At 62.5% G+C, this 20,053-nt stretch carries 22 protein-coding genes and 1 tRNA gene; 12 read left to right on the top strand and 11 right to left on the bottom strand.

All coding sequences use genetic code 11. The features are described 5' to 3' along the window. Nucleotides 1-56: 56 nt before the first annotated feature. Both ACR0LD_RS03555 and ACR0LD_RS03550 read left to right on the top strand, forming a co-directional pair. On the top strand, nt 57-1,007 hold the full coding sequence (locus tag ACR0LD_RS03555; RefSeq protein ID WP_170338740.1) for a GlxA family transcriptional regulator: 951 nt from the start codon (nt 57-59) through the stop codon (nt 1,005-1,007). Nucleotides 1,008-1,083: 76 nt separating this feature from the next. Then, entirely contained in the window at nt 1,084-1,839 is a 756-nt protein-coding gene (locus tag ACR0LD_RS03550) for a 3-hydroxyacyl-CoA dehydrogenase (RefSeq protein WP_480635626.1), read from the top strand. A gap of 55 nt (nt 1,840-1,894) precedes the next feature. Here ACR0LD_RS03550 and ACR0LD_RS03545 read toward each other — a convergent pair whose 3' ends face one another. The 3 genes from ACR0LD_RS03545 to ACR0LD_RS03535 all read right to left on the bottom strand — a co-directional run bounded on the left by ACR0LD_RS03545 (nt 1,895) and on the right by ACR0LD_RS03535 (nt 5,088). Then, the gene (locus ACR0LD_RS03545) at nt 1,895-3,706 is read right to left on the bottom strand and encodes an ABC-F family ATP-binding cassette domain-containing protein (RefSeq protein WP_480635625.1); all 1,812 of its coding nucleotides are present in this window, start codon (nt 3,704-3,706) and stop codon (nt 1,895-1,897) included. A gap of 69 nt (nt 3,707-3,775) precedes the next feature. Then, nucleotides 3,776-4,516 carry a GNAT family N-acetyltransferase gene (locus ACR0LD_RS03540; protein ID WP_170358892.1) on the bottom strand — a complete coding sequence of 247 codons (741 nt, stop codon included), beginning with the start codon at nt 4,514-4,516 and terminating at the stop codon, nt 3,776-3,778. A gap of 98 nt (nt 4,517-4,614) precedes the next feature. Then, complete coding sequence (locus tag ACR0LD_RS03535; protein WP_093962985.1) at nt 4,615-5,088, bottom strand: outer membrane protein assembly factor BamE; 474 nt, start codon at nt 5,086-5,088, stop codon at nt 4,615-4,617. Between the two features lie 83 nt (nt 5,089-5,171). On the opposite strand from ACR0LD_RS03535, the gene ACR0LD_RS03530 reads away from it, so the two are divergent. From ACR0LD_RS03530 to ACR0LD_RS03495, 8 genes are all read left to right on the top strand, one after another. After that, complete coding sequence (locus ACR0LD_RS03530) at nt 5,172-5,708, top strand: YceD family protein (RefSeq protein ID WP_480635624.1); 537 nt, start codon at nt 5,172-5,174, stop codon at nt 5,706-5,708. A 205-nt stretch (nt 5,709-5,913) separates the two neighbouring features. After that, on the top strand, nt 5,914-6,120 hold the full coding sequence (rpmF, locus tag ACR0LD_RS03525; RefSeq protein WP_093962313.1) for a 50S ribosomal protein L32: 207 nt from the start codon (nt 5,914-5,916) through the stop codon (nt 6,118-6,120). 24 nt (nt 6,121-6,144) lie between these two features. Continuing rightward, on the top strand, nt 6,145-7,230 hold the full coding sequence (plsX, locus tag ACR0LD_RS03520; protein WP_480635623.1) for a phosphate acyltransferase PlsX: 1,086 nt from the start codon (nt 6,145-6,147) through the stop codon (nt 7,228-7,230). A gap of 23 nt (nt 7,231-7,253) precedes the next feature. Continuing rightward, nucleotides 7,254-8,225, top strand: coding sequence for a beta-ketoacyl-ACP synthase III (locus ACR0LD_RS03515; protein ID WP_093962315.1), 972 nt, complete (start codon nt 7,254-7,256; stop codon nt 8,223-8,225). 96 nt (nt 8,226-8,321) lie between these two features. Beyond that, complete coding sequence (gene ihfA / locus ACR0LD_RS03510) at nt 8,322-8,624, top strand: integration host factor subunit alpha (RefSeq protein WP_093962316.1); 303 nt, start codon at nt 8,322-8,324, stop codon at nt 8,622-8,624. An 18-nt stretch (nt 8,625-8,642) separates the two neighbouring features. Beyond that, nucleotides 8,643-9,257: a MerR family transcriptional regulator gene (locus ACR0LD_RS03505; protein ID WP_480635622.1), complete on the top strand. Its 615-nt coding sequence runs from the start codon at nt 8,643-8,645 to the stop codon at nt 9,255-9,257. 61 nt (nt 9,258-9,318) lie between these two features. Further along, nucleotides 9,319-9,395 (top strand) — tRNA-Pro (locus ACR0LD_RS03500). A 61-nt stretch (nt 9,396-9,456) separates the two neighbouring features. Then, nucleotides 9,457-10,536, top strand: coding sequence for a 2'-deoxycytidine 5'-triphosphate deaminase (locus tag ACR0LD_RS03495; protein WP_170418417.1), 1,080 nt, complete (start codon nt 9,457-9,459; stop codon nt 10,534-10,536). Nucleotides 10,537-10,539: 3 nt separating this feature from the next. On the opposite strand, the gene ACR0LD_RS03490 is transcribed toward ACR0LD_RS03495, so the two are convergent. The 7 genes from ACR0LD_RS03490 to ACR0LD_RS03460 form a co-directional block, all read right to left on the bottom strand. Continuing rightward, nucleotides 10,540-10,779 carry a hypothetical protein gene (locus ACR0LD_RS03490; RefSeq protein WP_170402583.1) on the bottom strand — a complete coding sequence of 80 codons (240 nt, stop codon included), beginning with the start codon at nt 10,777-10,779 and terminating at the stop codon, nt 10,540-10,542. A gap of 63 nt (nt 10,780-10,842) precedes the next feature. Beyond that, nucleotides 10,843-11,502, bottom strand: coding sequence for an SMC-Scp complex subunit ScpB (gene scpB / locus ACR0LD_RS03485; RefSeq protein WP_170370616.1), 660 nt, complete (start codon nt 11,500-11,502; stop codon nt 10,843-10,845). After that, nucleotides 11,495-12,289, bottom strand: coding sequence for a segregation and condensation protein A (locus tag ACR0LD_RS03480; RefSeq protein WP_093962321.1), 795 nt, complete (start codon nt 12,287-12,289; stop codon nt 11,495-11,497). The genes scpB and ACR0LD_RS03480 overlap by 8 nt, the downstream gene beginning before the upstream one ends. After that, a complete protein-coding gene (gene nagZ, locus ACR0LD_RS03475; protein ID WP_480635621.1) occupies nt 12,279-13,286 on the bottom strand; it encodes a beta-N-acetylhexosaminidase in 1,008 nt (335 codons plus the stop codon). The genes ACR0LD_RS03480 and nagZ overlap by 11 nt, the downstream gene beginning before the upstream one ends. Then, nucleotides 13,283-14,344, bottom strand: coding sequence for an SPOR domain-containing protein (locus ACR0LD_RS03470; RefSeq protein ID WP_170587073.1), 1,062 nt, complete (start codon nt 14,342-14,344; stop codon nt 13,283-13,285). The genes nagZ and ACR0LD_RS03470 overlap by 4 nt, the downstream gene beginning before the upstream one ends. Before the next feature lie 88 nt (nt 14,345-14,432). After that, nucleotides 14,433-16,178 (bottom strand): arginine--tRNA ligase, encoded by a 1,746-nt coding sequence (argS, locus tag ACR0LD_RS03465; RefSeq protein WP_480635620.1) that lies wholly within the window; start codon nt 16,176-16,178, stop codon nt 14,433-14,435. A gap of 95 nt (nt 16,179-16,273) precedes the next feature. After that, nucleotides 16,274-17,431 (bottom strand): deoxyguanosinetriphosphate triphosphohydrolase, encoded by a 1,158-nt coding sequence (locus tag ACR0LD_RS03460; protein ID WP_480635619.1) that lies wholly within the window; start codon nt 17,429-17,431, stop codon nt 16,274-16,276. A 76-nt stretch (nt 17,432-17,507) separates the two neighbouring features. On the opposite strand from ACR0LD_RS03460, the gene ACR0LD_RS03455 reads away from it, so the two are divergent. Continuing rightward, nucleotides 17,508-17,831, top strand: coding sequence for a HesB/IscA family protein (locus ACR0LD_RS03455; protein ID WP_093962326.1), 324 nt, complete (start codon nt 17,508-17,510; stop codon nt 17,829-17,831). 243 nt (nt 17,832-18,074) lie between these two features. After that, nucleotides 18,075-18,854: an exodeoxyribonuclease III gene (xth, locus tag ACR0LD_RS03450; protein ID WP_170338208.1), complete on the top strand. Its 780-nt coding sequence runs from the start codon at nt 18,075-18,077 to the stop codon at nt 18,852-18,854. 4 nt (nt 18,855-18,858) lie between these two features. Here the strand turns inward: xth and ACR0LD_RS03445 are convergent, their stop codons facing one another. Then, nucleotides 18,859-20,010 (bottom strand): FAD-dependent oxidoreductase, encoded by a 1,152-nt coding sequence (locus ACR0LD_RS03445; RefSeq protein ID WP_480635618.1) that lies wholly within the window; start codon nt 20,008-20,010, stop codon nt 18,859-18,861. Nucleotides 20,011-20,053: the final 43 nt, after the last annotated feature.

Genomic DNA, 20,053 nt, shown 5'->3' with positions numbered 1-20,053 from the left:
CCGATAAAATGCAACTTGTACACAATCAGTCTGACCGCCCGTGATAGACTGAGCGCATGACCCGCCCGCAACATTTCTGTTTCATCCTCGTTCCCGAGTTCTCGCACCTGGCCTTCTCCTGCGCGGTCGAGCCGCTGCGGATCGCCAACTGGGTCAGCGGCGAGGAACTGTACCGCTGGTCCTTCGCCTCGGAGGACGGCGCGCAGGCGGTGTGTTCGAACGGGTCCGTGACACTGGTGCATGGCGGGTTGGCGGACCTGCCGAAATGCGACCAGATCTTTGTTTTGTCGGGCATTCACATGCGCGATCACGTCAGCCGACCCCTGCTGGCCGCGCTGCGCCGCGAACGGGCGCGCGGCACGGCCATCGGGGCGCTGTGTTCGGGTGCGTGGCTGCTGGCCGAGGCCGGGTTCCTGAACGGGATGCAGGCGGCGATCCATTGGGAATATCACGACGCCTTCATGGAGGCTTTCCCGGACGTGAATCTGGTGCGCAGCGTCTTCGTGGCCGATGAAAAGCACATGACCGCCTCGGGCGGCACCGCAACGGCCGACCTGATGCTGCACCTGATCGAGCGCGACCACGGGCAGGACCTGTCGATCGCGGTGGCCGACCAGATGGTCTACAACGCCGTGCGCAACGCGACCGCCGATCAGCGTGTGTCGCTGCAATCGCGCAACGGCATGCGCAACGCGCATCTGGCCAAGGCGATCCAGATCATGGCCGACCGCATCAACGACCCGATCTCGCCGGCGGTGATCGCCGAACAGATCGGCATCTCGACCCGCCAGCTGGAACGGCTCTTCGGCAAATACCTCAACGCCTCGCCCAAGAAATACTTTATGGAACTGCGGCTGGACCGCGCGCGCAACCTGTTGTTGCAGACCGAATCCTCGGTCACCGACGTGGCCTTTGCCTGCGGCTTTGAAAGCCCAGGCCATTTCTCACGCGTGTACCGCGCCGCCTTCGGCGTCACCCCGATGCAGCAGCGCAGCCGGCTGGACTGAGTCACTGCCGACTGGACAGGACGTGCCATCTCGGATTATTTGAACGAACGTTCAGATCACTGGGGAGGAGCCCGCCATGCAATTGTCCACCACCGCTGCCGTCATCACCGGCGGCGCCTCGGGCCTCGGAGAGGCCACCGCCCGTTACTTTGCCGAGAACGGCGCGCAGGTCACCATCCTCGACCGCGATGCCGAGCATGGCGCGCAGGTCGCAGCCGAGATCGGCGGACATTTCGCCCAGACCGACGTGACGGACGAGAACTCGGTGGCCGCGGCCATTGCGCTGGCGATGGAGAAGATGGGCAAGATCACCGCCTGCGTGAACTGTGCCGGCATCGCCTATGGCATCAAAACCGTCGGCAAGGACGGCCCGCATCCGCTGGACGCCTTTCAGCGCACCATCGACATCAACCTGGTGGGCACCTTCAACGTGTCGCGTCTGGCCGCCGCCGAGATGGCCCAGAACGCGCCCGAGTCGGATGGCGCGCGTGGCGTGATCATCAACACCGCCTCGATTGCCGCGTTTGACGGACAGAAAGGTCAGGCGGCCTATGCGGCGTCCAAGGGCGGTGTCGTGGGCATGACCCTGCCGATGGCGCGCGATCTGGCCTCGACCGGGATCCGGGTCATGACCATCGCGCCCGGCATCTTCATGACGCCGATGCTGGCCGGCCTGCCCGAAGAGGTGCAGCAGCAGTTGGCCGCCGACGTGCCCAACCCCGCCCGTTTGGGTGACCCGCGCGAATATGGCCGGCTGGCCGGATTCATCGTCGAGATGGGCTATCTGAACGGCGAGGTCATCCGCATCGACGGCGCCCTGCGCATGCGCTGACATGACCGCATGGCGTGGGCAGAGCCGATCTGCCCGCGCCTCGGGTCGAGCCTGGCTAGGCCCCGGCCTCGGCCTTTTCTTCCAGTTCCAGCCATTCCTCCTCGGCGGCGGCCAGCTTCTCCTGCCGCTCGACAAGGGCTTCGGTCGCCTTCTGGAACTTCACCGGCTCGCGGGTGAACAGCTCGGGGTCCGACATCAGCTCCTCCAGCTTGGCGATCTCGGCTTCCAGCCGCGCGATCTCGGCGGGCAGCTTCTCGAGCCGGTGCTTTTCGGAAAAGGACAGGCCGGCTTTCGGCTTGGCTTCCTGCTTGACCTTCGGCTTGTTCTCTTTTGATTTCTCAGTCTTTTTCTCGACCATATCGCCGCGCTGCGCGACATAGTCCGACCAGCCGCCTGCATAGACCGTCGCGCGGCCGTTGCCCTCCATGGCGATGGTCGTGGTCGCCACACGATCCAGGAAATCGCGGTCGTGGCTGACCAGCAGCACGGTGCCGTCATAGTCGTCCAGCAACTCCTGCAACAGGTCCAGCGTCTCGACATCCAGGTCGTTGGTCGGTTCGTCCAGCACCAGCAGGTTCGACGGTTTCGCCATCAGCTTCGCCAGCAGCAACCGCGCTTTTTCCCCGCCCGACAAGGACTTGACGGCCGCTCGTGCCTGCCGCTCGTCGAACAGGAATTCCTTGAGGTAACCCACGACATGCTTGGGCTGGCCGCGCACCATCACCTGATCGGCCTTGCCCGAGACGCGCATCTCGGGGTCGCCGGTCAGGCTGTCCCACAAAGTCATCTCAGGGTCCAGCTGCGCGCGGGTCTGGTCGAAGACCGCGATTTCCAGATTGGTGCCCAGGCTCACGCTGCCGTCATCCGGCGCGACCTCGCCCAGCAGCATCTTCAGGACGGTGGTCTTGCCCACACCGTTCGGCCCGACAAAGGCCACCCGGTCGCCGCGCTGCACCAGCAGGTCCAGGTTGCGCACGATCGGCTTGCCGTCGAACGCCTTGCTGACGCCGCGCGCCTCGATCACCTTGCGCCCGGATTTCGGACCAGACTCCAAGGACATGGCCGCCGAGCCCTGACGCTTGATCTGCGCGGCGCGTTCAGCCCGCAAGGCCTGCAAGGCGCGCACCCGGCCCTGGTTGCGCTTGCGGCGAGCGCTGATCCCCTCGACTGCCCAACGCGCCTCGGATTTGATCAGCCGATCCAGCTTGTGGCGTTGCTGATCTTCCTCTTCCCAGATCTTGTCGCGCCAGGCCTCGAAGGCCTCGAACCCCTGCTCCTGCCGGCGCACCTCACCGCGGTCGATCCACAGTGTTGCCCGGGTCAGCGCCCGCAAGAACGCGCGGTCATGCGAGATCAGGACAAAGGCCGCCCGCGTCGCGCCCAGTTCACGCTCCAGCCAGCCGATGGCCTCGATGTCCAGATGGTTGGTCGGCTCGTCCAGCAGCATCAGGTCGGGGGCCTCGGCCATCAGCTTGGCCAGCGCCGCGCGCCGCCTTTCACCGCCCGAGGCGGTCTGAACCGCGCGCGAGGGGTCGAATTTCAACCCTTCCCCGGCCCGTTCCACCTTGTACAGCTCGCCGGGTTCAAGCCCGCTGGCCGCATAGTCGCCCAGCGTGGCAAAACCCTCCATCGTCGGGTCCTGCTCCATGTAGCCGACGGATTTGCCGGGCGGCACCACGATTTCGCCCCGGTCCGGTTCGACCAGACCGGCCATAACCTTCATCAGGGTGGATTTACCCGAGCCGTTCCGCCCGACCAGCGCAACGCGGTCGCCGGGCTGAACCACCAGGTCCAGGTCGGAAAACACCGGCTCGCCCCCGAAGGTCAGCGAGATACCGGACATCTGCAACAAAGGAATACGTGCCATAAGCGCCAGCTAAACCGGCAGACATTGGGCGTCAACGCCCCAGCCTCACCTTTTGACAGCAGCGCGGCTTCAGCCCGCGATCATCCGCAAGAGGCGTTTCCGCGCCGCGGGAATCGCACCGATCTCGACGCCGGTGAACACATGCAGCGTGTTCAACTGGCGATCCACCACCGCATGGTCGCTGACCCAACCGCCCATCATCAGATAGGTGCGCAGCAGCGGCGGCATTCGCAGCATGGCCTTTTTGGCATCCGGGCGTCGCCGCAGCCGCGCGGCAAAGCGAAACACGTCCGGCGCCTTGACCCGCGGCAACCAGCGTTTGGGCGCAAGGTGGCGATGTTTGAGCATCGCGAAGGCATCCAGGTATTCCGCAGTCTCAGTCCCTGCGAAGGACGAGCATCCAAACAGCAACTGGACGCCGTTGCGGTCGACGAAGGCCGTCATCGCGCCCCAGGCCACCCTCAGGATATCGGGGTCTGTCCAATCGGGATGGATGCAGAACCGCCCCATTTCCACCATGCGCCCATCAAAGCTCTGCAACGCGGAAAGGTCATAGAACTGGGCCGAATAACTCCGGCTGATTTCGCTGCCGCTGTCCATGACCAGCATCCGGAAACAGCAGACTAACTGGCCGCCTGCCTGCGAATCCTCGACCAGAACATGGGCGCAGGCAACATCGAAGTCGTCCTGATCCGTCTCGGCTGTTCGGAATGCAAGAGTACGAAGATTCTTGGCCGCCCGCACGTCCTCGGGACACCGCGCCAGGCGCGCGCGGTAGCGGCCCTTGTCCAGCAAAATATCATCGGCCATGGTCGCATCCTCCACGGTTTCTCACCGATTGCGATCTGCCTGATCCCATGCACCAATAGTGTGACCGCCGTGTGAAGCTTTCAACCGGCGGCCGGAAATTAGCTGGCCCCCGGGATGTTCGACGGGCTGAATTGGCCGATGTTGCCCAGCAGCTGCCGCAGGAAGCCTTTGTCCTGAACACTGGAGTCCGTCACACGGCGATCCAGCACGATGACATAGCCGTCTTCGAGACCGAATTTCTCGATATTGCGGACGACGCCACGCTGGTCAAAGCTGATCGCCACCAATTCGCGCGAGACGACCTCGGGGCGTTTGGGGCCATAGTGGCGAACGCGCGACGCCACATAATAGAAACCCGAATCCTTCAACACACCTGACGAGCTGGGCGCGCCAGCCTTTTCCAGAACCGTGTCGCGGGTATCGACGCCAACCTTGATCTCGGCCAGCTCTTCCGGGGTGGGGATATAGCCGTGTTTCTTGTAGACCGGGGTACAGGCAACAGCGGTGGCCAGAACAAGCGTGCAGGCAACCGCCCTGGACGCCGGTTTCAGCCTGTTCAGTACTTTCAACATGTTCACCCTCTTGCCTTGGTCCCTTGCGGCTTCTATCCGATTACAGAAACCCATGCCCCGGTTCAACACAGGAAAGGGTCACAATGTCCGACCTCTCAACATTGCGCGTCGCCGATCTGCCGCAAAACAGCCCGACCGCGTTCGAATTGCGCCCCCTTGCCCGGCAACTCGAGGAATTTCGTGATGCGTTGGGCCTGCTCGGGCTGCGCAAGCTGAGTTTTGTCGGCGAGCTGCGCGCGAAGGGCAAGCGTGATTGGGTGTTGACCGCCAAGCTGGGCGCAACCGTCATTCAGCCCTGCGTGGTGTCGCTGGACCCGGTCACGACCCGGATCGAGGCCCCGGTGCGGCGCGTTTTCCTGGCCAATTGGACCGAACCCGACGAACCCGAATTCGAAATGCCCGAAGATGACGAGACCGAAGCCTTGGGCCCGGAAATCGATCTGGACCAGGTGATGCGCGAGGCATTGTCCCTTGCGTTGCCCCAATACCCCCGGAAAGACGGTGCACATTTGGGCGACGCGAACTATACCGAACCGGGCAAACAGGCGATGACCGACGAGGATGCCAAACCCTTTGCCGGGCTGGCGTCCCTGCGTGACGCACTGAAAAAAGACGAGTGACAGGGGATCGATTTCCTGTCATAGCAGGCGCTCAGAAAAATCGCTTGAACATGTCGAGAATCGCAGTATTTTCGCGCGCTCATCGGAATTTGGGTTGGACATCGCGGGGCTTGTTCCCTAAACGCACGTCACACCACGAGAAAACGAAGAATGAAACCCGGCCTGCAGCGAATCTGCTGGCCCTTAGTAGACAAAGGTTGAGACCATGGCCGTCCAACAGAACAAAGTTTCCAAGTCGCGTCGCAACAACCGCCGCGCACACGACGCTCTGGTTGCTGCAAACCCGAACGAATGCGCGAACTGCGGCGAGCTGAAGCGCCCGCACCACGTTTGTGCAGCCTGCGGCCACTATGACGACCGTGAAGTCGTCGCTCAGGCCGACGACATCGACCTGGACGAAGACGCGGCCTAAGCCTGATTGAACGCAGGTTCTGGCATGACAGCGCAGCCCACGCAGACCGGAAAGATCATCATCTCGGTTGACGCAATGGGCGGGGATTCAGGTCCCGGCGTGGTCGTGGCTGGAATCGCGAAGTCAGCAAAGAAGAACCCCGAAATCGGATTTCTTCTGCACGGCCCGGAAGATGTGCTGAGCAAGCTTGTATCGAAACGGCGTGTCCTCGACGGACGCGTCGTTTTTCGTGATTGCCCGGACGTGGTCACGATGCAGGACAAGCCCAGCCAGGTGGTGCGCAGCGGCAAGAACACCTCGATGTGGTCGGCGCTGGAATCCGTGCGTCAGGGCGAGGCCCGTGGTGCCGTGTCCTGCGGCAATACCGGCGCGCTGATGGCGCTGTCGATGATGCGACTGCGCAAACTGCCCGGGGTAAACCGCCCCGCCATCGCGATTCTGTGGCCATCCCGCAACCCTCAGGGTTTCAACGTCATGCTGGACGTGGGCGCGGATGTGCGGGCCGACGCCAAGGATCTGCTGCAGTTTGCACTGATGGGCGCTTCTTATGCGCGCAACGGCATGGAACTGACTCGCCCGCGTATCGGACTGCTGAACGTCGGCACCGAAGAGCACAAAGGCCGCGCCGAACTAAAGGAAGCCCATGCCCTGATCACCGAATTCGCGGATCAGGCAAACTTTGATTTCGTGGGCTTCGTGGAAGGCAGCGACATTCCAGGCGACAAGGCGGATGTCATTGTTACGGATGGGTTTACCGGAAACGTCGCCATCAAGACCGGAGAAGGCACGGCCAGCCTGATCGGTGACCTGCTCCGCGAGGCCTTCAAGTATTCGCCCCTATCTCGCCTGGCCTCGGTTCTGGCCATCACCTCTCTGCAGCGATTGAAGAAACGCATCGACCCGCGCCGCGTCAACGGCGGGGTCTTTCTTGGCCTGAACGGCACTGTCATCAAATCCCACGGAGGCGCCGACGCCACCGGCGTGTCTGCCGCGATCAAGCTGGCTTTCACCCTGGCCAAGTCCGGCTTTGCGGAAAAATTGGCAGCACGGGTTGCATCCACGGCTGAGCTTGAACAAGATGCGGCGCAATCTGCGCTGCAGACCAAATAAGAACAAAGAAGGCAGTACCCCAGATGGCAGGCCGTTCAGTCGTTGTAGGTGTCGGGCATTACCTGCCCAAGCGGGTGGTTCCGAACTCCGAATTCGAAAAGACGCTTGATACGACCGATGAATGGATTCGCACCCGTTCCGGTATCGAACGTCGGCACTTTGCGGCCGAAGATGAAACCACGTCCGATCTGGCAACCTATGCGGCCAAAGCCGCTTTGCAGGACGCCGGCCTTACAGCTGATGACATTGACGCAATCGTACTGGCGACCTCGACCGCGGATCTGACGTTCCCGTCGGCCGCAACCATGGTTCAAGCCAATCTGGGCATGACCCGGGGGTTTGCCTTTGATGTTCAGGCCGTCTGCGCCGGTTTCGTGTTTGCGCTGAGCAACGCCAACGCCCTGATCCTTTCGGGTCAGGCCAAGCGGGTGCTGGTGATCGGCGCCGAAACTTTTTCGCGGATCATGGACTGGACCGACAGATCGACTTGCGTGTTGTTCGGGGATGGGGCCGGTGCTCTCGTGCTCGAGGCGCAGGACGGTGCCGGAACAAGCGATGATCGAGGTATCCTGTCCACGGATCTGCATTCGGATGGACGTTACAAGGACCTTCTGTACGTGGACGGCGGGGTGTCGACGCAATCGACGGGCCATCTTCGGATGCAGGGCAACCAGGTGTTCCGCCATGCGGTCGAAAAGCTCACCGCCACGGCCGAAACCGCCCTGGAACGCGCCGGACTGAACAGCCAGGACGTCGACTGGATCGTGCCGCATCAGGCCAATATCCGCATCATTCAGGGCACCGCAAAGAAGATGGGCCTGCCCATGGATCACGTTGTGGTGACCGTTCAGGACCACGGAAACACATCGGCCGCCTCGATTCCCCTGGCCCTGTCGGTGGGCAAGGAACGGGGCCAGATCAAGCAAGGTGATTTGATCGTGACCGAGGCGATTGGCGGCGGTTTGGCATGGGGCTCGGTGGTCCTGCGCTGGTAACCGGCGCAATCCGGCTTACACAGCCGCCCGCAATTCATTGATATTGACAGCGAATTTGCGCTACCCCTATGCTCGAAAATCAATAGGGGAAATGTCATGGGCGATAATACACTGACGCGAATGGATCTGAGCGAAGCCGTGTTTCGCGAAGTTGGGCTGTCACGCAACGAAAGTGCACAGCTTGTCGAAAGCATTCTGAACCACATGTCGGACGCGCTGGTGCGTGGCGAACAGGTCAAGATTTCGTCCTTCGGCACTTTCAGCGTTCGTGACAAATCAGCCCGTATTGGACGCAACCCGAAAACCGGTGAAGAGGTTCCGATCCAGCCGCGCCGCGTGCTGACTTTCCGCCCGTCGCATCTGATGAAGGATCGCGTCGCCGCCGGGAATCGCAAGTAAACCCGGGGCCAGGAGGATATGAGCAAGTCACCCGACGCGTTTCGCACCATCAGTGAAGTTGCGGATTGGCTCGGTGTTCAGGCCCATGTCCTGCGATTCTGGGAAAGCCGGTTTGCACAGGTCAAACCGGTTAAACGGGCTGGCGGTCGCCGTTACTACCGCCCCAACGACATGCGCCTGCTGGGCGGCATCAAGAAGCTGCTGCACGAGGACGGCATCACGATAAAAGGCGTTCAACGCATCCTGAGGGAACAGGGCGTGGCCCATGTGGCGGCGCTGTCACCCGACATCGATGTCAGCGCAGAATCACCACAGACGCCACAGGACGTGGTGGTGTCCTTTCTGCCCAAATCGACCGGTCAGCAAATCGACCTCGATCTGCAGGCCGGCACTGATGGTCCCGGATCGCCAGAGCCTCAGGAAACACCCAGTTCCCCAGACCCCGAGCCGGCGCCCGCGCCCACTGCGGTCAACGGGGACGATGGCATCAGCCCTGCCCCGCTGTTCGGCGGCATCGCCTCCAAAGCTTGGCAGACTACGGATTTTGACGCTGAGGCGCTGCGCCAGATCGCCCCGATCGCGAGGGACCTCAGGGCATGGCTCAGCCGGGTCGAAGGTCAAAAGGCGGGATAAGAAGAAAGGCAATGTTTTCCTCTTGCCCCTGCCGGGAAAATCATTATGAACAGCCCAACGTCGGGCTATGGCGCAGCCTGGTAGCGCGTCCGTCTGGGGGACGGAAGGTCGCAGGTTCGAGTCCTGCTAGCCCGACCAAATCACACCGACGTTTATGGCAGACAGGCCAGATCCCGCTCTGGCACCAGGGGGGATCGGAATGACAGGTGTATGCCCGAACCAGCAAATCGAGGCGATGATCGCGCGCGGTGAGATCTCCGCCGAGCCGGCCATTCTGCCCGCTCAGATCCAGCCCGCCAGCCTTGATCTTCGTTTGGGAACAGTTGCTTACCGCGTCCGTGCGTCATTTCTGGCGGGCGAAGGGCGTTCGGTGTCCGAACGGCTGGCCGAGTTCGAGATGCACCGTATCGACATCACCGACGGCGCCGTTCTCGAAAAAGGTTGTGTCTACCTTGTGCCCCTGATGGAAGCGTTGTCCCTGCCCGGTGACGTGACCGCTGTCGCCAACGCCAAAAGCTCGACCGGGCGTCTGGACCTTCTGACCCGTACCATTACCGATGGCGGAACCGAGTTCGACCGGGTGCCCGCAGGCTATTCGGGGCCCCTCTACGCCGAAATCTGCCCGCGGTCCTTTTCTGTTCTGGTGCGTCCGGGGATGCGGCTGAACCAGATCCGTTTCCGGCAAGGCCAGGCGGTTTTGTCCGATGCAGACCTGACCGCTCTGCATGCGGAATCACCATTGGTCGATGGTCCGGCCGTCATTCAGGACGGTCTGGGGTTTTCGGTCGACCTGCGCCTGCCCAACACTGACCTTGTTGGCTATCGCGCGAAACCGCATACCGGCGTGATCGACCTTGACCGGATCGGCGAATACGACCCACAGGAATACTGGGAAGAGGTGCGTACCAAGGACGGGCGGATCATTCTGGATCCGGGCGCATTCTATATCCTGGTCAGCCGAGAGGCAGTTCACATCCCACCGATGTACGCGGCCGAAATGGCGCCCTATCTGGCGATGGTGGGCGAATTCCGGGTGCACTACGCGGGCTTTTTCGATCCGGGCTTCGGTCATGCCGAAGCCGGAGGCGCCGGGTCACGTGGAGTTCTGGAAGTTCGCTGTCACGAAGCGCCCTTCGTACTGGAGCATGGACAGGTCGTCGGGCGGCTGGTCTATGAGCGTATGGCCGAGATGCCGACACAGCTGTACGGCGCAGGAATTGCTTCGAACTATCAGGGCCAAGGCCTGAAATTGTCGAAGCATTTCAAGTCCGTACAGTAAACCTCAGAACCGCATGAACCGCCGCATCTGGCGGGTCAGCTGCTTGGCCTGTTTCATGCTCGGGCTCTGTCCGCCTGCACTTTGCGCCATGCGCCGGTCGGTCTGAGGATCGCGCGGCTGGCTTTGTTGGCCCGACTTGCGGGTCGCACGATCGGCAAGGTCAAAACCTTTGTCGACACCGCGCGTGACCAGCCTGCGCATGACTTGCCGAACGATCATGTCGATGATGCGGTTTGCGTTCATTTCGGTCTCCGTTCCTCTGCGCCGAACCTAACGGCGATATGCGCCGACAAATGGGCGACGCAATCAATCTTCCTCGAACAGTTCGGACTGATCTTCGTCACCCGTTTCATCTTCGTTGGCCTCGCCGATCGGCATCGCCCCCGGCGGCGGCCGGTTTTCCAGCAAGCCAGCAGCGCGCAGTTCCTTAAGGCCCGGCAAGTCACGCGCGCTTTCCAGACCGAAATGGTCCAGGAATTGAGGCGTTACGACAAAGGTCACCGGACGGCCCGGCGTCATGCGGCGACGGCCCAGCCGGATCCACTCCATCTCCAGCAGCTGGTCGATGGTTCCCCGCGACACGGACACGCCGCGGATTTCTTCGATCTCGGCGCGGGTGCAGGGCTGATGATAGGCCACGATCGCCAGGGTCTCGATGGCGGCGCGGCTCAGCTTGCGGGTCTCGACCGTTTCCTTCTGCATCAGGAAGCCCAGATCGGGGGCCGTGCGGATGGCCCACGCCTCACCCACTTTGACCACGCGGACCCCGCGCCCTTCATAACGTTTCTGCAGCAGTTCCAGCGCTTGCGCGGCGTCGCAGCCATGCGGCATCCGCGCCTCAAGATCGGCCACTGTCACCGGCTCAGCGCTGGCGAACATTACCGCCTCGACCATACGCTCCTGCTCAGCCAGCGGAGGCGCTTCGAACAGGGTGCCGGTGCCGTCGTCTTCGGGGGCGTCAGTCACGTTTGTCAGTCCTTCTGCGCAGTTGGATCGGAGCAAAGGTCTCGCTTTGCTTGATCTCCATATGTCCTTCCTTGACCAGTTCCAGCGAGGCCGCAAACGTCGCCGCCGTGGCCGAGCGCCGCCGCACCGGGTCAACGTCCCATCCGTCGGGCAGGTAGGTTTCCATGTCGGTCCAGGTTCCGGCAAATCCGATCAGCGGGCGCATCCGTTCCAGCGCCTGCTCCATCGTGAAAACGGCGTCGCGGTCCATCACGAAGGGCCGGAACTCGTCGCGGGTGCGGATGCGGGCATAGCCCTGCATCAGGTCCAGCAAGGTCGCGGAATAAGTGACCGTGCGGATGCGGGTGACATCCTCGCCCTGCCCGCGCCTGAAGAAATCGCGCCCGAGTTGGTCGCGCGCCATCAGGCGCGCCGCCGCGTCGCGCATCGCCTGCAGGCGTTCCAGCTGAAAGGCCAGGTGAGCGGCCAGTTCCTCGCCCGTCGGCCCCTCTTCGTCGGGGTCGGGCGGCAGCAACAGCCGGGATTTCAGAAAGGCCAGCCACGCGGCCATCACCAGGTAGTCGGCGGCCAGTTCGATCCGCAGGGCGCGGGCCCGTTCGACAAAGGCCAGATATTGCTGCGCCAGCGCCAGAACCGAGATCTTGCGCAGATCGACCTTTTGCGTCCGCGACAGGGTCAGCAGAACGTCCAGCGGGCCTTCAAACCCGTCGACGTCCACGATCAGCGCCTCTGCGGCCAGCCGATCGGCGACCGAAACCGGGTCTTCGCTGAAAAGGTTATCCGTCATATACCTGCCCGCCCATCAGACGGGATAGTTCCGTCTCGGCGGCACGGATGTCAAGTTCCTCGGGCGATTGCCGCTGTGCCAGCGCCTTGTCTGCGCGGGCTTGTGCCGCCTCGGACATCTCGCCCGCAGCTTCCATGACCGCCGCCCTGTCGGCAAGCGAGCCGTTGCAGTGCAGCACAACATCGCATCCTGCGGCCAGCGCCTGACGTGACAGGTCGGCCAAAGACCCGCTGAGCGCCTTCATCGAGATGTCGTCGGTCATGATCAGGCCATCAAACCCGATCTGATCCCGGATCACAGCCATCATCTGCGGAGAGATCGTTGCCGGTCGTTCATCGAGCTGCTCAAAGACCAAATGGGCTGTCATGCCCATCGGCAGGTCGTTCAAGGCGCGAAACGGGGCAAAATCGGTCTGCAACAGATCGACCAACGGCGCATTGACGTGTGGCAGATCGAAATGGCTGTCCAAGGTCGCCCGCCCGTGGCCGGGAATATGCTTGACGATGGGCAACACGCCACCGTCCAAATGACCCTGCGCAACGGCCCGGCCGATTTTTGCGACCGTAGCAGCATCGCCACCGTAGCACCGGTTGCGCAAAAACGCGTGGGTGTCTGGACGCGCCAGATCCACCATCGGTGCGCAGTTGCTGTCGATCCCCATGGAATACAGTTCATGCGCGATCAGGCGGTACCGCAGGTACATGGCCCGCTCGGCATGGTCGCCGGCACGTTCCGCATGATCCAATGGGGGCATCCATTGCCGGGCAAGTGGCGCGCGCAAACGTTGGACCCGTCCGCCTTCTTGATCGATGGTGATCGGACAGTTTCGGCCGACAGCCTCGCGAAAGTCGCCACACAAGGCACGGACCTGATCCGCGGTTTCGATGTTGCGGGCAAACAGAATGAACCCGAACGGGTTCATTTGGCGAAACAACGCCTTTTCTTCGGGTGTCAATCGCAGCCCGGCCGCATCCGTGATCGTGGCGCCAAACCTCACCGCACGGCAACCGGGATACAGTCAGCGTCCTGTGCGACAAGGGCGGCGCAGAACTGGCGCGAGTCGCTCAGGTCATCGAACCCCAGGACCCGCAGACGGTAAAACGTGCGGCCTCCGCTTGAGGTTTTCTGGATAACCCTCTGCTTTCCATCCATATATTCGCCAAACCGACGATACAGCCTGTCCCATTCGGCCTGCGCGACCTCGGGGCTTTCAAACGCACCCAGCTGCGCCAGCCGGGTACCCTTGGTCAAGGTGTTCGGGTCGACATCCAACCCTACAGCAGCCTTGACCGCGGCGTTGATCGCGGCTTCGTTGACCGCAGGGCGCACAGCGGAAGCCGCGCGCGCCGGGCGGCGGAGCGGACGCAGGGACCGGCGCACGCCCGGCAGGGCCGCGATTTCGGGATCCGGCAACTGAGCGGCGAGATCGGCCGGATCAATGGCTGGCTCGTCATCGGCCAAGTTCAGGGATGCAAGCTGCACACCCGCTTCGGTCTGCGGTGTCTCAACGGCAGGCGCGCCGGACAGTTCGGCCACCACGGCGTCAACTGCGCCTTGACGCAGTTCGGCCGCTTCCTGGTTCGAGATTTCTTGTTCGACAACATGCACGGCGGGGGTCGGCTTCAGCTCGCCCATCGCCACGTCTTCATCCGTCAGGGAAACGGGCCGCGGCGCAAGGATCAGCCGGTCGGCCGGAGGCGCCGCGGTTCCAACCGCGGCAACTGCATTGACCGCAAGACCCTGGTGATCGGCGGGTGTGCCCCCGGGAGTTTCCGGCTGCACCCGCATCGGTCCCTCGGCCGCGCGTACGACCGGTACGCCGCTCACATCGCGCATGACCAGCTTGTACCCCCAGATCGCGACGCCAGCGACAAGCGCCAGAGACGCGGCAGCACCCAGCAGGTTGACGACGCGCCCAAGGCCCGCGCCCGCCGGCGCACCCTCTGCCTGGTCCATCATGTCGTCGGGATATTCATACCCATCTTCGGGGTGGAACTGATTCGAGTAATGCGCGTGCTCGGGGCTGGTCTGCCCCGAGAAATCGTAACTGGTCATATCCGCCTCACTGCCCGTTTCGCGCCTGAAATTGGGGCGCGCGGGTCATTTCTTGCCTACCTCGGGCCGGCGGTTCGGGCAGTGTTGGTTACCGCATCTCCTGCGCCGGCGTGACACCAAGAATACCCAAGCCTGCTGAAATCACAACAGAAACGGCCCGGGCCAGCGCGATTTTTGCCTGGCTTGTTGCCGCGTCACCATCTTGCAGGAAGCGCAGCGACAATTCTTCGTTGCCCTTGTTCCACAACGCATGAAAATCCCCTGCAAGTTCATATAGATAGAAGGCAACCCGATGTGGTTCATTGGTACGCGCAGCGATCTCGACCAGCCGTGGCCATTCGGCCAGCTTTTTGGCAACAACCAACTCAGCCGCGTGGTCGATCTTGCTCAGATCGGCAGCTTTGAGGGTCGCGTCGTCCGCGGCAATGCCCGCTTCGGCGGCACGGCGCAGCACGCTCATGACCCGGGCATGGGCGTATTGCACGTAGAACACGGGGTTCTCGCGGCTTTGCTCAAGCACCTTGTCGAAATCGAAGTCCAGCGGCGCATCGTTCTTGCGGGTCAGCATCACGAACCGGGTCACGTCCGGGCCAACCTGGTCAACCACATCACGTAGCGTGACGAAATTGCCGGCCCGCTTGGACATCTTGAACGGCTCACCGTTTTTCCACAGTTTCACCAACTGGGTCAGCTTGATGTCCAGCGGCACCTTGCCGTCCGACAAGGCCGAAACGGCGGCCTTCATCCGCTTGACGTAGCCACCGTGATCTGCGCCGAACACGTCGATCAGCGCGTCGAATCCGCGGCTCACCTTGTCGTAGTGATAAGCGATGTCCGGAGCAAAATAGGTCCAGCTGCCGTCGGATTTCTTGACAGGGCGATCCACATCGTCGCCATGCGCGGTAGACTTGAACAGGGTCTGCTCGCGGGGTTCCCAGTCTTCGGGGGTTTTGCCCTTGGGCGGCTCAAGAACGCCTTCATAGATAAGACCCTTGTCGCTGAGCGACTTCAGTGCAGCCTCGATCTTGCCGGTTCCGTACAGCGACTTCTCCGAGAAGAACACGTCCATCTCGACGCCCAGCGCCTTCAGGTCGGCGCGGATCAGATCCATCATCGCATCGGTTGCGAAAACGCGGACCTCGGCCAGCCACTCGCTTTCAGGCTTGTCCAGCAAGCTGTCGCCGTATTTTTCCTTCAGCGCCTCACCGATCGGAATCAGGTAGTCGCCCGGGTAAAGGCCTTCGGCGATCTCCGGGCTTAGGCCGTTGGCCTCGCGGTACCGCTCAAACGCGGACCGGGCCAGCACATCCACCTGCGCACCGCCATCGTTGATGTAGTATTCACGGGTCACGTCGTGGCCGGAATAGGCCAACAGGCTGGCCAGCGCGTCGCCGAACACTGCGCCACGTGTGTGGCCCACATGCAGCGGTCCCGTGGGGTTGGCCGAGACGTATTCCACGTTCACCTTCAACCCCTGCCCCATGGTCGAGCGACCATAGTCCGTGCCCTGTTCCAACACCGCACCCAGAACGCCCTGCCAGACCGACGGAGCAAGCCGCAGGTTGAGAAAGCCCGGACCTGCAACCTCGGCACTCGTGATCCGCTCATCGGCGGCCAGTTTCGCGGCCAGCGCATCGGCAATGTCACGCGGCTTCATCTTGGCCGGCTTGGCCAACACCATCGCGGCATTGGTCGCCATGTCTCCATGGGCGGCGTCGCGCGGGGGTTCGACCGCAACGTTGTCAAAGCTCAGCCCCTTGGGCAGCGCGCCTTCGGACTGCATCTGCGTCAGCGCGTCCAGAACAAGGCCGCGGATCTCGGAGAACAGGTTCATTTCGGATGTCCTTTTGCTTGCGCAGCGGTTTACCACGCAAGGCGGCAAGGTCAATGCGGGCAAGCGGTCCAAACCAGCATTCGCAGCATGCAGCCCTAAACCTGCGGGGGCTGCGCGCCGGTCAGGCGCGCATGATCCTGCAATGCAAAGCGATCGGTCATGCCCGCAATATAGTCTGATACGATCCGGGCCAACGCAGTCTCGTCCGGCGCCGCTTCGATATCCGAATGCCAATGCCGAGGCATCTGGCGCGGGTCGCTCAGATAGATCGGGAACAGCTCCTCGACTACGCGACTGACCTTGGCGCGCACCTCCATGACGCTGGGCGCCCGGTACATGCGGGTGAACAGAAACGCCCGGATATCGTTGAGCTGCGCCCAAAGATCATCCGAGAAGCGGATGACAGGCGCCCCGAGGTGACGAACATCCTCGACTGTTTGCGCACCCGATCTCTCCAGAACCTCGCGCGAGGTGTCGATTACATCCGAAACCATCACGCCGAACACCCGCCTCAGCGCCTCGTGACGACGCCGGTAGAAATCCAACCCGGGGTACCTGCGATCCACCTCTGCATAACACTCCCGGACGATCGGCAATTGGGCGATCTCGTCGTCGTTAAAAAGTCCGGCCCGCAGGCCGTCGAACAGGTCATGATTGTTGTAGGCGATGTCGTCGGACAGTGCCGCAACCTGCGCCTCTGCGCTGGCATGGGTGTGCAGTTCAAGGTCAAAATCGGCATTGCACTCGGCCAGCGCCCAGGGCAGCTCGCCCGTAACCGGGCCGTTGTGCTTGGCGATGCCCTCAAGGCATTCCCATGTCAGGTTGCACCCGTCGAAATCCGCGTAATGCCGTTCCAACTTGGTGACGATGCGGATCGCCTGGGCGTTGTGGTCGAAGCCCCCGTAGGGCGCCATCAGCGCATGCAGAGCGTCCTCGCCGGTATGGCCAAACGGCGTGTGGCCCAGATCATGCGCCAGGGCCACGGCCTCGGTCAGTTCGGGGTTCAGCCCCAATGCCCCCGAGATCGTGCGCGCGACCTGCGCCACCTCGATCGAATGGGTCAGGCGCGTGCGATAGCTGTCGCCCTCATGCTCGACAAAAACCTGTGTCTTATGCTTAAGACGTCGGAACGCGCTGGCGTGTATGATCCTGTCCCGGTCCCGCTGAAAGCACGACCGGAAACTGCTTTCTTCCTCTGGCACCAGCCGCCCGCGCGCCCGGCCCGGATCGGCAGCAAATCCTGCTCGCTCCAATGGTCTTGTCCTTGTCGCCTGTCTCCGGGGTTTCTATATTGTAGACCAACGAGGAAATAAACCTTTGGAGCATGGCATGAATCTGCCTCCGAGAGTCACAGAACGCGCCTTCGAGAGGCTTGCCGAGATCGGCGCCGCCGACAACGGCAAGGCCCTGCGCATCGCCGTTGAAGGCGGAGGGTGTTCAGGCTTTCAGTACGAAATCGCGTTGGACGAGCCCAAGGACGATGATCTGGTACTGGAAGGCAAAGGCCAGAAGGTTGTCGTCGACGAAATATCTTTGCCGTTCCTGGAAAATGCGACGATTGATTTCACTCAGGAACTGATCGGCGCCCGGTTCGTGATCGACAACCCCAACGCAACCTCTTCCTGTGGGTGCGGCACGTCTTTTTCGATGTGATCAATCGTGGGGGCGTTGCGCCCCCGTCCTCTGAATATCTCTATGATCTGCAGGAGCGCCCGCTGTCCCGCGATCAGGCCTTAGGGCGCGGTTGACCGTTTTTGGTCCCGCGCCCTCTGGGCCAGTTCGTCATCGCGTCATCCGTCCCCAAACGCCCCCGGTGCCCGCGGCAGGCCTGACTGACACCTTGTGATGGCCTCCGTTCTGGGCGATAGGTTTCGGCAGAGCTTCGGAGGGACCGGGATGAAAATCGCAACATTCAACATCAACGGCATCAAGGCGCGGGCCGAGGCTCTGCCCCGCTGGTTGGACGAAGCCCAGCCCGATGTAGTCCTACTGCAGGAAATCAAATCCGTCGACGAAAACTTTCCCCGCGAGATCTTTGAGGAACGCGGCTACAACGTCGAAACCCATGGCCAGAAAAGCTTCAACGGCGTGGCGATACTTTCGAAATATCCGCTGGAAGACGTCTCGCGCGGGCTGCCCGGGGATGAAGAGGACGAGCAGGCGCGATGGATCGAGGCAACCGTCATCGGCAAGCGGGCGCTGCGGATTTGCGGGCTTTATCTTCCCAACGGGAACCCTGCTCCGGGGCCGAAATTCGACTACAAGCTTGCGTGGATGGAGCGGCTGTACGAGCGCGCCCGTGATCTTCTAGCCACGGAAGAGCCGGCCCTCATGGCCGGGGACTACAACATCATTCCGCAAGCCGAGGACGCGAAACGCCCGGAGGCCTGGCGCGAAGACGCCCTGTTTCGGCCGGAAAGCCGCGCGGCGTTTCGCAAGGTGCTGAACCTTGGCTTCACCGAAGCGTTCCGCGCGCGGACACAAGGCCCGGGCCACTATTCGTTCTGGGATTATCAGGCCGGCGCGTGGAACCGGAATGACGGCATTCGCATTGACCATTTCCTTCTGACACCACAAGCGGCGGACCTGATGCGCGATTGTCAGATCGACGCCGCAGTGCGCGGACATGAAAAACCGTCCGATCACGTCCCTGTCTGGGTGGACCTCGACATCTGACCCGTCAGGCCGTCGGATCGTAGTCGTAGATCCAGTCGTATCGACGCGTCAGGCGAGGACCAATCAGGGCCAAGGCCGCCTGCGCCGCCAGTCGTGCGGGACCGCGCAAATGAAAGTTCCGCGCGTTGGCACCGGCAGCTGCGACCACCTTGCGCGCGCGGGGTTTCCTCGTGCTTTCATAGGCTTCGAGTGCGCGGCGGACACCCGACTGTTCGTCAAAAGATCGGGCCAGGATCCAAGCATCCTCAAGCGCGAGGCACGCCCCTTGAGCCATAAACGGCAATGTGGGATGCGCGGCGTCCCCCAGAAGGACAACGCGACCATTCTGCCATTTCTGTGCCACCGGGCGCAGAAACAAAGCCCACAGATGGACATCCTGCACCTGCGCAAGCGCGGCGCCGGCCAGACCGCCGAAATCGGAAAAACGCGCCCGCAGGTCCTCGGGGTCACCGCGCAGGCGCCAGTCCTCTTCCCGCCAGTCGGACCGCTCTTCTACCGCCACGATGTTCAACATGGACTGCTTTCGCAGCGGATAGGTCACGACATGACGCCCGGGGCCCATCGTCAGCGATGCCATGGGCTCGGCTTCGTGGTCGGTCCAGGGCACAGTTGACCGCCAGGCCACCTGATGCGTGAACGCGGGCGCTTCGGTTCCGTTCAGGATGGGCCGGATACCGCTGCGCCCGCCATCCGCTGCAACGGCGAATTCAGCGCGCAGCCGGGTGCCATCCTGCAGCGCAATCTCGGCTTCGGCTGGATGCTTCCGAACATTGGTGACGCGGGCATTCAGTCTGATCGACACCCCTGCGCGCTCGGCCGCCTTTTGCAACACGTCCAGAAGGTCAGCGCGATGGAAATACCACGTGGGTCCGGCCGAAGGTGCCGGAAGACGGCTGACGACGCGGCCCCGCCGATAATCGCGCAGAAGAGTGCCGTGAGAGAGTTGTGCGACCCGACCGGGATCATCCACGACACCCAGCGCACGCAGGACCGCCATGCCGTTGGCGCTGATTTGCAGGCCGGCCCCGACCTCGGTCAAGGCCTCGGCCTGCTCGAGCACGGTCACCCGTGCACCGCGTTGCTGCAAGGCCAGCGCAGCGGCCATTCCGCCGATCCCGCCGCCGATGACACAGATTTGCAAACCGTCGATCTTCATGACACGGGCCTAACGCAAAAAGGCCGGAGCCACAGGCCCCGGC

This window comes from Ruegeria sp. BF8, from assembly GCF_056538625.1.
Note: the sequence above shows the minus strand (reverse complement) of the source record. Positions and strands in the feature narration are given on the sequence as shown.